The organism is Chitinophaga rhizophila, from assembly GCF_019492185.1.
GTDB lineage: Bacteria > Bacteroidota > Bacteroidia > Chitinophagales > Chitinophagaceae > Chitinophaga > Chitinophaga rhizophila.
Window position 1 is genome coordinate 851,823 of the sequence record NZ_JAICCF010000004.1, and the last position, 13,709, is coordinate 865,531.

Genomic DNA, 13,709 nt, shown 5'->3' on the forward strand with positions numbered 1-13,709 from the left:
TTATTAAATAGTTAGTTAAAATATTGCTCCTGAAGAATACCAAACGTCAGCACCGTCATCAGTACATCATTTTCAAAAGGAGCATTAATTGTAAACCCGTCTGCTGAATATTGCTGCTTGAGCATTTCAATGGTCTGTGGATTGAAAATGCCCTGCTGTTTTATTCTGTCAAACGAAAGTGTATCCTGAATAAATTCGATGTTTCTTCTAAGCAAATAAGGACTTCCCGGCGCTGTAAAACCAAACTTCTCTCTTTCTACTATCTCTTTTGGTATAAACCTGCTACCCATCTTTTTAAGGATATATTTCTCCTCCAGCTCATACAGTTTCAGCGACGAGGGTACCGTTGCGGCAAAAGCCACAAAATCCTTGTCGAGGAACGGGTATCTGACTTCTACAGAATTGGCCATTGCCATACGATCACCATGATCAGCCACCAGATGATCTACCAAACGGAGCTTGTAGTCGATATATGCTCTTTTGTTTAATATGTCCCTCCCGGCTATCCGGTTTTTATTAATAACGAAGTGCCTGAGACAGTTAATCTCATCAAATTCTGCTGCAATATCACCGGAGTATAACTGCTTCTTTTGCTCACATAAAGCCTCGAAATTCGTTTCGTAAAAATACGTCGGGTCACCCCACACCTGATCGCGCCACGCAGCTTCGACTGGGCTTACATCCTGGCCGGAACCCGCCATGGACCTGATTTTATCGAAGCGGTAACCCACATAACCGGCAAATAGTTCGTCCGCTCCTTCTCCCGAAAGAATCACCTTAATATCCCTGTTTCTAACAGCGGCCGATAATGACAAGGAAGCGGTATTATAAGATTCCTTAACCGGGCATTCGGAGTGATAGACTGCCTGTTGCAAGCGCTCACTGATATCTTCAAAAAAGAATGTTTTTCTGTTGATATTTGCCTGCATTTGCTTGGCAACCAGTTGCTGATATAATGTCTCTGAAAGGCGTGCATCTACAAAGTCAATCGAAAATACCTGCTTTGAAGCGGTGGCATCCAGCTGATGCACTTTCATGGCAATCATAGAAGAATCCAGTCCGCCACTTAAATACAACCCATACGGCACATCTGCCCGGAGGCGTAACCTGACGGCGTTTTCAAACAGTTCTTCCAGCCTGTTAATATAATAGGACGGCGACTGCTCTTCCATCTGTCCCTCTTCCGGGAATATCAGGTCCCAGTATTCGTTATCAGTTACCACACCATCATGCGTTACACTCAGGTAATGGCCGTTCTCCAAACTGAAAATATCTTTAAACGTCGTCCTCGGACTAATCAGCCCCGGAAAGGTGAACACCTGATCCAGACCAGTAAGGTCCACACGCGGTGTTACAAGCGGATGTTGTAAAATAGCTTTGATCTCTGAGGCGAAGATGAATGTATCCCGCTGCACAGTGTAGAAGAAGGGAATAATACCCATATGGTCCCGGGCACAAAACAAGGTCTTCCTCTTTTTATCATATAGTGCAAAAGCAAACTGTCCGTTCAGTTCATTGAGAAATGTCATTCCCTGCTCTTCATACAGATGTACAATCACTTCTACATCTGAAGCGGTACGAAAACGGTGTCCTTTCTCCCGCAAACTTTGCCGGAGCTCGATGTAATTAAATATCTCTCCATTACACAACAGTACCACACTTTCATCTTCATTAAAGATCGGCTGCATGCCATTATCCAGTCCGATGATACTTAAACGGGTAAAACCAAGCGCAACATTGTCAAACTGATGTACAGTCTGACTATCAGGTCCGCGATGAAGTAATTGCTTGTTCATATCACGGATTACCTGTTCATTATATCCTGTTGTCTGCTCCTTAAATCTGACATAGCCGCAAATACCACACATATTAAATAGCGTTTAGTGATTTATACATTTACAGCTGTTTCAAGCCGGATATTGTCAATGGACATTTCGTCGTTATTTATGATTGCTGCCATAATATGCTGGTAGTAACCTGCAAACATCTCTATCATGTCTGCTTCGTATAGTAAAGTGCTGTAGATAAAAGCTATGGATAAGCCGTTCTCTTTTTCCGACACCTCTACTTTGAACTCGTACTGAGTTGTATCATGCTGCCTTGTCAATACCGGAACAAAACCTATTTCCCCCAGTTCTTTGTCGCTATCCAGTGTATTGGCGAAAGCAAAATGCACATCAAATACCGGGTTACGGCCATCCCGCTCATCCTCGTCTACCAGAGCCACGATCTCGTCGAACTGATACTCCTGATGATCAAGTGCATCCAGCATACAATCTTTGACTTCGGTCAGGAAGGAACGAACTGACTGCCCTTCGCTGATGTTTACTTTTAATGGAAGAATGTTCACGAACGTGCCAACTATGTCCTGTAACGCATCATGGCTCCTGCCAGCAGCATCTATACCCACAATGAGAGAAGTATTACCACAAAGTTTATGTAGCAGTATATAGTAAGCAGACAACAGGAGAACATATGCTGAGGTGTTAGTTGATACCGCATACTGCTGTAACTGCCTGTACTTTTCTTCCTGTATACCTAGTGTTGTAATGGCGGCCGGATGTACTTCCGGGAAATTGCGCTGCTGCATAACGGGCAGATCCAGTCTGGGTAGCTCACCCGACAACTGCTGTTCCCAATAGTGCCGTGCTTTCTCCTTATCCAGGTCTGTGATGCTGCTGCAATAGTCGAGATAATTATATGCTACCGGCGCAGGCGTTTTCCCCTGGTAGAGATCACGGAAGTCGCGGATCAGTATATTAAGAGAAATACCATCGGAGATAATATGGTGTACATCAATGAGCAGATACTCCTGCCATATCGCGTAACGCATCAATGGTGCCCTGCCCAGATCGAAGGGTACAATAAATTGGTGCCAGCGTTCTTCCAGCGAAGAAGCATTTACGGTTTCCGCCAAGAGCGTTTCGCCTGTCATGTCTTGGTGTACATACTGTGCAAGTCCATCTTCACCTAACTGGAAATAGGTTCTAAGTGCTGTATGCCTTTGCAGCAACAAGCCAAACGCCTGGTGCAATCTTTCGAGGTCTACCGCGGCTGTCAGTCTGAATACCACGCCAATATTGAATCCCAGGTTAGCAGGATTTAACAGCTGCTGGTAATACATTCTTTCCTGTGCTGCTGATGCCGGGTAGAAATCCCTTACACCTGCTTTAATCAGCTGCAGTCCTGTCAGGGACTGCTGGCGCTCGATAAATGCGGCCATATCAGCTAACACGCTGTTTGCAAATACATCCCGTAGCGTGATATTACTATTAAAATGACGGCGTACAAGATTCATCAGGCGCATTGCCCTGATAGAATGACCTCCCAGTGTGAAGAAGTTAGCCTTGGCACTGATAGAAGACACCTCGATCTTCAGTACGTCTGCCCAGATATCTGCCAGCTGCTGTGCAGTACCTGCGGCCGGTGATTCATATGCATCCATACCTCCAACAGGGTCTGGTAACGCTCCTGTATCCAGCTTACCATTACTTGTCAGCGGTAACGAACCCAGATGCACATAATGGGACGGGATCATATATGCTGGTAATACCTCACCCAGTGTGATGTCACATGCTTCTTCCGATACATAATAACATACCAGTTGCTGATGACGTTCCAACACAACCGCCTCACGGATCCCGGCATGCTGACATACATGGTGTACGATCTCACCGGGTTCTATCCGGTATCCGCGGATTTTCAGCTGACTATCACTACGCCCCGTGAACAGCAGACCACAACCTGCATCATAGATCCCCGTATCCTTACTCCGGTACATCAATGTGCCGGGCATAAACGGATTTGGTATGAATACTTCCGCTGTCAGTGATGCTTTGCCATAATAGCCCTGGGCTACACCCGCACCTCCTATGTACAATTCACCTACAGCTCCTGCTGGTACCGGGCGTTGATAGCGGTCCAGCAAGTAGATCTGTGTATTGGCGGCAGGGTAGCCTATGGGTACATTGACATACTCGTCTGACGGCTGGTATATGTAGTACATACAGCCTACAGTTGCTTCCGTCGGACCATACTCATTATAAATTGATACCCGACCCTCAAACTGGTTGTATACTGCCGCAGCTACCCGGCTTTCCAGCTGCTCCCCACCTACTATCAGCGTCTCCAGCGAGTGGCCCGCAGGTATTGATATCTCTGATAATAACTTCAGATGCGATGGTGTCATTTTCAGAACAGTCAGACGTGCATCTTTTATCACTTCTTCCAGCAATAAAGGATCATGACTGCTGTACAGCAATAAACGACCACCTGTAACTAATGGCGTAAATAAACTTGTAATCGTCAGATCAAAAGACACGGAGGTATACAATGCAAATACCGCCGGACTTGATTTGATATATAGCCCTGCTGCCCAGGTGATGTAGTTCACCAGTGACCGATGAGAGATCATTACTCCTTTCGGTACACCCGTAGAGCCGGATGTATATATCATATATGCCAGCCGGTCCCCTCCTGCAAGCACAGGCTGTACTGCCGTGCTATCCATGGCAAGATCTTCCAGGACGAGTACCAGGAAACCTTCACATTGACCGGCATAGGCCTCACGGGTTATCACGGCTTTCACTTGTCCATCTGTAAATATGCCAGCTATTCTGCCTAACGGATAGGTGGTATCCACGGGTATATAAGCAGCCCCCAGCCGGAGAATGCCCAACACACCGTACACAAATCCTGGTTCGCGGTCCAGTAACACACCTACCAGGTCTCCCTCTTGAATACCAGCTGTTGATAAGGCTGCGGCTATACTATTAGACAGAGACTGCAATGTTGCATAACTTATCGCCTTTCCTTCGTGCTCTATCGCTATAGCATCAGGTGTTCTGGCTACCTGCTGATCAAACAAGGCAATGATAGACAGCTCCTCTTCAAATGCCTTAGCTGTATTGTTATACTTACCCAGATCGGTTGGCAGCGATAGCTCTTTCACTTGCAGGGATGGATCACTGACCACTGCGGTCATCAGCTGCTCAAGATGCATCATCACCTGGCCGATAAGCTGCTCGCTATAAATACCGCTGTTATAATCGAATCGAATAGTAAATGGTGTTCCAGGTACAATAACTATGGATAAATCATAATTCGTCTGTTCAAAGACCTCCATATTGCTGATATTATCTCCCAGGCCGGCTGACACCGGGTAGTTCTCATATATCAGAATATGATTCAGCAGCTGACGGCCGGACTCGCTGCGGCTCTGTATATCCGGCAGCATATTGTAATGATATGGCTCGCTATCGAGCAGTTCCCGCTGAATACGCTGAAAGACATCACTCACGCGTTCCTCGCCGGAGGTATGTATACGTACCGGCACTGTATTAATAAACAGTCCCAGCATGGATTCAATTCCTGCTACCTCTGCCGGGCGGCCGGATACTACAGATCCGAATACCACATCGTCCCAATCGTTATAAGTCTGCAGTAACAATCCCCAGACACACTGGAAAACGGTATAGACGCTTACACCGTACTTCACCGATACTTCATTCAATGTACCCACCAGTGGTTGGGGTAACTCCATTATCCGGGACACCTTTTTTGCCGGCACTACACTTTCTACCTTCCCGGGCAACCCTGCGGCAAGTTGATATCCAGCCAGATACTGGCTCCAGTAGGATAACCCTTCCTGAGGGTCGCGGTCCTGTAGCCATCTGATATAGTCCGCATAAGGACGTACCGGCTCTAACACCGGCTTGCGACCGTTGACGGCGGCTTCATATAATTCTTTAAAATCTCCTATCAGTAAGCCCATACACCATCCATCCATCACTATATGATGAAAACTCCAGATGAAAGTATATGTATCGGGAGCTGTATGTGCTACTGCCAGTCGTAATAACACATCCTGATCAAGCGCAAACTTTCGCTGCTTATCCTGCACCTTATACCGGTCAACAGCAGTTGCACCTTCTTCCCTGGCATCCAGATAGACAAAATCCGGTGCCTGTTCTTTAAGTACCAGCTGCAAACCCGGCATGTCTCCTTCATGCAGGAAGATTGTGCGGAGGATATCATACCGCTGTATCAGCGATTTCATTGTCTGCGCAACTTTGTCAATCTCCAGCGGCCCATGTACGGTATAACTGATTTGCTGGTAGTAGGGATCGTCCTGTCCGTCGTATAATGTATGGAAGAGCATACCTTCCTGCATTGGCGACAGTGGGTACACATCCTGCAGGTGATATTGTGACTGCAACACATCCAGCGTTTCCATAGGCAGACCACGGTAGGTAAGATCTGACGGACTAAGGGCTGTATGTGCCTTATCAAGACAATAACTGATAACTGACAGGAGATCTGACTCAAATTGTTGCAGTAAGGTCTTCATTGTCGTTTCCAGGTATTGGTCAGCACTGTAGGACATACTGATCTCGAGTGCATCATTGATGATGATACCTGTTACATCCCAATCATAATCGCGGGTTGCAAGTGGGTTTACCTTCAGTCCGTCAGACAGTGGCGAAAGCTGATAGTCGCTTTCAAACTGTCCCAGGTAGTTAAAACTGATGCCTGCGGTATCTGCATCAATTGGCTTACACAACAGGTAGTCAATTCCTTTATTGGGAATGTTACGTAATGTTTCTTTCACATACCGCAATCTGTCACTCCAGGTCGCTCCATTCATTTTCAGTACTACCGGGTAGATGCTGGTAAACCATCCTACTGTGCGACTCACCGCTGCGCCACCTGCCACTTCTTCTCTACCATGCCCTTCCATATCAATGCACACATGTTCCTGCTTGTAGTACCCGGCAAGTGCTGTTGCGAAAGCTGTCAATAAGATCTCCTCTACGGAGGTTCTGAAAGTGTCGGTTACCTCCCTCAGCAACTGATGGGTAAGTGCCTTATTTAATGAGCAACGTACCTGCTGTACATCTATTCCGCGATTAGTACCTGCAGGCCTATCACGCTTTATTAATCCTTTCAACTGGTGCTGCTGCCAGTATGCGCACGCCAGCCTATGCGCAACACTGCCTGTATATTCTTTGAGCTGTGCAGACCAATGAAGGAAAGGCATTGTTTTAGCAGGCAGAGAAAATGGCTGACGCTGCTGTGCCTGTGTATGTAAGGTGGCAATATCGTCAAGTAGTATGCGCCAGGATACTCCATCGATCACCAGGTGATGGATGGCAATCAGCAGATGGCTTCCGTCTGCAATCTGGAAAAGTCCCAATTTCATCAGTGGACCTTCGACCAGGTTAATACTTCCCTGTATGGCAGTGCAGGCATCTTCTGTATACGCAGTATGCACTGTCAATGATACGGAATGATCTGCCGGTTTATTAGTTAGTAGCAGCCCATCAGCTGTCTCCTGAACTACCATACGCAAAGCATCGTGATGCAGTTGCAGGTATCCAAAGATCTGCTGTACAAGCTCTGCTGAAATGCCTTCGGGGAAATGGAGCATCACAGACTGATTATAGTGTGCCCTTTCGGCTATTGAACGCCCAAAGAAACAATGTCGTTGTACAGGCGTCAGCTGCGATTGCCCGGTTACTAATCCCTGCTCGGCTGAAGTCTTCAGGACTTTCAGCTGCGTTGCCAGTCTGTCAATCGTCTGGTTAACAAAGATGTCTTTTACTGACAGCTCGTAACCTGCTGCCCGTACCCTGGAGATAATCTGAATAGACCTGATACTATCCCCGCCTAAAGAAAAGTAATTATCTGTTACTCCTACCGGTGATACCCCTAATACCTTCTCCCATATGCCTGCCAGCAACTGCTCCTGCATGGTGCCGGGTGCCTGGTAGGCTTGTCCGCTGAATACTGGTTCAGGCAGCGCACGTAGATCTGCCTTCCCGTTATTAGTGAGTGGAATATGCTCCAGGTGCACAAATGCCGCTGGTATCATATATTCCGGTAGTGTTTCGGACAAGTGCGTCCTCAGCAGGTCAGCAGCTAGCTCCTGCGGCGCTAGGTAGTACGCTACCAGGTACTTATTGTCATTGTGTACCCGGCATTGAACGATTGCATTGGTAATGTGCTCATATGCTAACAGCGCTGTTTCAATCTCTCCCAGCTCTATCCTGTTTCCACGGATCTTGACCTGATTGTCTGCCCTGCCTGAGAATATCAATATACCATCGGCGCGCCAGTAACCGATATCTCCGGTCTGGTACACCCGTTCATTTGCTATAAAAGGATGAGGTATGAACTTTTCGCTCGTCTTTTCAGGATCATTCAGATATCCTGCTGCCACGCCATCCCCGCCAACGAAAATCTCTCCCGGAATACCAACACCCTGCAACCTGCCGTACTTGCTTAAGACATAGACGGTCGAGTTGCTAACCGGTTTACCGATAGGAACTGTATATACTGCGTCTTCATTTATCAGGAACTTAGTAGAAAATGTGCCGTTTTCCGTCGGACCGTATGCATTGATAAGGCGTAGTCCGGGATGTAAACGTCTTACTTCGTTGGCAAACTGCGGACTTACTACGTCACCTCCTACCATCAGGTAGCCGAGTGGTGCGAATATATTGGGATCCACCTGCATATGCTGGTTGAAAAGCGAGGAGGTCAGCCACATAAAGTTGATCCGCTCCTTCGCCATCAGCGTTCCTAGTTCGTAGGTATCCAATACCACTGATTTGTTTGCAAGGAAGAGCCTAGCGCCATTCAGCAGACATGCCCAGATATCATAGTTGATAATATCAAAGGTGAATGCTGACGTCACCAGCAACCTGGTATTTTCGTCGATGTAGCAATCTACGTCGTTCTTCACCATCCGCAGAATGTTACGATGTGTTACCGCCACACCTTTAGGTAATCCGGTAGAGCCGGACGTGAATAACACACAAGCAAGACTTTCTCCTCCTGTTGATAGTTTTTGAACGTCAGCAGCAATTTCAGGCAGCTGACCAGGATTCAGTACTATCAATCCTGCGGGCAACGGCAAATTATCTGCCTCTTCTGCCATAAACAACCGCACATTACCGGTTGACAGCATATGTGCAATGCGATTAGCCGGAAAGTCAGGGTCAATGGTCAGATAAGCACATCCTGCTTTAAGTGTACCCAGCATTGCAGCTATTGTATCAATCGTTTTCACTGCGACGATCCCGATCCTTTCTCCAGGTTCAGGGTGATAACTACTTAATACCCTGGCGATCCTGTCAGCACGGCTATTCAGTTCATGGAACGTAATATCGCAACCGTTTGCTGTCAGTGCAATATTGTCTGGCGTCAGTCTTACCTGCGCTTCAAACTGCTCATGCAACGTACTATTACTCGGGTATGGAACACTGGTATTATTAAATGCATGAAGTAATTGCTCCCGCTGCGAAGTAGACAGCATATCAAAGGTCAATACCTGCCTTTCGGGAGCGATCGTTATCTCTGATAATAAGTTTTTGAAGTAAGCGATGAACCTTTCAATGGTTACGGCAGAGAATAAATCACTGTTATATTCCAGTGAAAAAGACAGGTGATCTGCTACTGCCTTTCCTGTTAATGTAATATCAAACTTAGCCACTACCTGCTCATTATCGACCGGTGTGAAGGTCAGACCTGGCAGTTCAAGGACTGGCGTATCAAAGTTTTCAAATGCGAATACTACATCAAACAAAGGGTTCCTGCTGGCATCCCGTTCTATCCGTAACTGCTCGATGAGATCTTCATACGGGAATAGCTGGTTTTCAAAGCAAGCCAGCATCTTGTGTTTTGTTACCGACAGGAATGCGCTGAATGACTGTTCACCTTTTGGCTGACATCTTACCGGCAATGTGTTCACGAACATGCCGATCATCCCTTCCAGATCTGCATGTACCCTACCGGATACCGGTGTACCTATCACAAAATCTTCCTGTCCTGCAAGCCTGCCCAACCAGACACTACAAGCAGCAAAGAGTAGCATATACAACGTAGCGCTCTCTTTCTCTGCCAAAGCCTTCAGCTTATCCGTTATTTCGCGGTCTATCTCAAAGGCAGCAATTTTACCTTCATGGGTTCTGATCTTCGGGCGTGGATAGTCGGCAGGGAGGTTTAAAAGCCCTGGTAACGTTTCATATTCTTTCAGCCAGAAACTATTCTGTGTCGCCACTATTGATGCCTGCGCAGGCGATTGCTGCCAGACTGCATAGTCCCTGTACTGCAATTTCAGCGGTAGCAGCACTTCCTTATTGTATAACCGGATCAGGTCACGGATAATGACAGCCAGTGATACGCCGTCATTTACGATGTGATGCATGTCTACCAGCAACAGATGTGTATCCTCATCAGTGCTGATCAGCCCCACCCTTATTAACGGAGCTTCCTCCAGTATAAAAGGCTTTCTGAAAGTATGAATAGCTGATGTCGTATTAAATGTTACAATCTCAAATGGAACATTAGCCGAGACCTGCTGCATGGGTATACCATCCACCAACATAAACGTTGTGCGCAGACTCTCATGGCGCTGCAACAGACCACGAAAAGCATCTTCCAGTCGTTCTCTGTCCAACCTGCCCTTCACCCGAAATGCCTGGAACATATTATAAGCCAGGGAGAAACGGTCAAACTCATACAGGAAAAACAACCGGCGCTGCGCTGCCGATAGCGGATAATATGGTGCATCCGGTACTTTGTCTATCGCAGCATAAGTAATGCGGGTCGCTGTATTGATCTGTTCTGCCAGCAACCTGATAGTCGGCTTGCTGAATATGTCATTTATTGAGACTTTGACCTGGAATGCTTTGAACATTCTGTTCATCAGCAAAGTGGCATTGAGCGAATGACCACCCAGCTCAAAAAAGTTATCTGTTGTACTGATTGTTTCAGGATCCCTCTTCAGCAGCGCAGCCCATATCGTCTGCAGGGTTGCTTCCACCTCATTTGACGGCGCAACGTACTGACGGCTGCTGACTAACTGTGGTAACGGCAACGCGTGCTTATCCACTTTACCGTTCGCATTCAAAGGCAGCTGAGACAGTTGCATAAAGGCGGCTGGCACCATATACTCGGGTAATGATGCCGACAAATATTCCTGCAGTCCCGTTGTTGACAGTTCTTCACCGGCCACATAGTAAGCTGCGAGGTATTTACCATCTCCCTCCTCAAGGGCTACAACAATTGCCTGCTCGATAGCAGGGTATTGCTGTAATACATATTCCACCTCACCAGGTTCCACCCGGTTACCTCGGATCTTTACCTGGTTATCCGCACGTCCCAGGAACATAAGGTTACCATCAGGCAGCCAACGGCAAAGGTCTCCCGTTCTGTAAAGACGATCTCCCTGTACAAAGGGATTCGCTACAAATTTTGCAGCTGTCAGCTCAGGATCATGTAAGTAGCCGATCGCTACTCCATCCCCTCCCAGGTACAACTCTCCCGGCACACCCAATGCCGCCAGTTTACCGGTATTATCTAAAATGTAAGCTGTCGTATTATTGATAGCACGACCAATTGGCAGTGTGTCATGCTGATAGGACGCATTTACAGGGAATGTGGTAGAGAAAGTGGTATTCTCCGTCGGACCATACGCATTTAACAATACCAACCCGGGATGGGCATCTCTCAGCTCATTGACAAACCTTGTCTTCAGCACATCTCCACCCGTAATGATATACTGCAATGAGGTAAATATGCCCACGTCGGCCTGAATATGCTGATATAGCAATCCGGAGGTCATCCAGAGCGTATTAACGTTATAGGCAGCAATTGCCTGTCCTAACAGGTCAGTATCCAGTATATGCTCTCTTGGTATAATAAATAACCGGCCTCCATTCAGCAATACTCCCCATATTTCAAAGGTGATGGCATCAAATGCCGGCGCTCCTGTCTGTAGTATGCGTGTCTCTCCATTTAATGGCACATAGTTAGTTTCCTTCACCAACCGGACAATGTTCCGATGGCTGACCAGTACCCCCTTAGGACGGCCGGTTGAACCAGAGGTGTACATCACATAAGCGGGATCTGTTGCCGAAAGGGTGTCTCCAAAAGAAACTGCCACAGTTTTCGCTGCTTCTTCGATATCCATCTGATGCACTTCCTCCTGCAGTACATCGGCATATGCCGCTTGTACCAATGCGATCCGGGTCTTTGCTGATATCAGCATGCTACTCATGCGCTCTTTGGGGAATACAGGATCTAATGGCAGAAAGACTGCTCCTGCTTTGAGAATACCCAACATGGCAATAATGGCGTCTACGGAACGGTCTGCCAGTATAGCAACTACCTCTCCGATTCTTACCTCCTGCTGGTATAGCCAGCTGGCTACTCCGTCGGAGAGCAGGTCCAGCTCTCTATATGTCAGGGATCTTTCACCTTCTGTTAATGCTACGCTTTGCGGTGTCAGGGCTACCTGATCACAAAACAGTGCATGTACAGTTTTTCCCCCTGGATAAGCTACCTGCGTATCATTGAAAGCGTGAACAATCTGTTGCTGCTCCTCTTCATCTAATAAGGTAAACGTTTCAGCACTGCTATCACCGTCTGTACATATAGCAGTTATTACCCGCTCAAGGTGACGGGTGAACAGCTGCACATAGTCCGCTCCTATGATAACAGTATTGTATGTCAGTTCTATCGTAACGGCGTTGCGCAGAAAAAAGGTCACTACCAGTGGTATGTCTGTCTGCTCATATACAACATTCAGACTTAACTGCAGTGCGGCGCTGTTATCCACCAATGCCTCATCCAATGGGTAGTTTTCTATTGCCACCAGCGAATTGAAAAGCCGGTCTGCGGGCTTCAGCCCTAACAGCTGACGGATCTCTGCGTAAGAGACGTGGCCATGTTCCTGCACATTCAACAGTATATCATGCACCGATTTCACTAACTCCTGTAATGACTGCTGTCCGGTCACGACTCTTACCGGCACTGTATTCACAAAGTTACCCATGACCTGGTCGATACCACTTACAGCTGCTTCCCTACCGGAAAGTGGCGTACCGAATACAATATCCTTGGTACCACTATATTGCTGAAGCAACAACCCGTAAGCAGTATATAGCAAGGCTGCCTTACTTACCCGGTTTGCCCTTGCGAAGGCATCCAATGGCTGTAACTCGATCGTGGAGGTATGTTTCCTGAAGCCTACCTGCCGGGTAGTCAATGGCTGACTGGTAAAAAAGTAGGACGCCTGCTCATAATGCGCCAGGTATTGCTGCCAGAACCGGGTATCTGCCAGGTTACTCTTCCGGGCTGCCTGCAATATCTGCTTAAACGGTGTTTTCACCAGGTTTACGGGCTGCTTACCGGCTGCCAGCTGGTAATAGGTGCTGAATAGTTCTTTCAGCAGCAATCCTGTGCTCCAGCCGTCATACAATATATGGTGGTGTGCAATGTTGAGTACATAGCGTTCAGGAGCTGTCTGTATCAGCGAGATGCTTACAGGGAGGTTGGTAAGATCAAAAACCCTCGAATGTTCTTCTGCTATGACAGCTTCCAACGCAGTACCGTTTGATAAGACAGTATATGTAAAAGGTAACTGCACTTCTTTCAGGATGATCTGCACCGGCTTTTCCATGCCTTCCCAGCGAAACACTGCCCGCAACACCTCATTACTGCGTTGCACCAATTGCACTGCTTTTTCAAAAGCAGCAACATCTATCCCCCCATGTATATGCAGGGATAAGAAGACAGCATACAGGTTACTGTCCGGCGATGCCAGGTAATGATGCAACATCCCCTGTTGAAGCATATTGAGTTCAAATATGTCTTCAACATTTGACTTTTGAAGTTTTTGTGTCACGGGTTACAATTTTGAA

The 13,709-nt window shown here is 47.1% G+C and carries 2 protein-coding genes; both read right to left on the reverse strand.

Features of this window, described 5'->3' with window-relative positions:
- Positions 1 to 11: 11 nt before the first annotated feature.
- The gene (gene asnB, locus K1Y79_RS22985; RefSeq protein WP_220252543.1) at positions 12 to 1,868 is read right to left on the reverse strand and encodes an asparagine synthase (glutamine-hydrolyzing); all 1,857 of its coding nucleotides are present in this window, start codon (positions 1,866 to 1,868) and stop codon (positions 12 to 14) included.
- A gap of 20 nt (positions 1,869 to 1,888) precedes the next feature.
- Entirely contained in the window at positions 1,889 to 13,693 is an 11,805-nt protein-coding gene (locus K1Y79_RS29460) for a non-ribosomal peptide synthetase (protein WP_220252544.1), read from the reverse strand.
- Positions 13,694 to 13,709: the final 16 nt, after the last annotated feature.

Excerpts from the sequence above, each read along its gene's own strand:
- asnB (WP_220252543.1), bottom strand. The coding sequence starts at position 1,868 with ATGTGTGGTATTTGCGGCTATGTCAGATTTAAGGAGCAGACAACAGGA.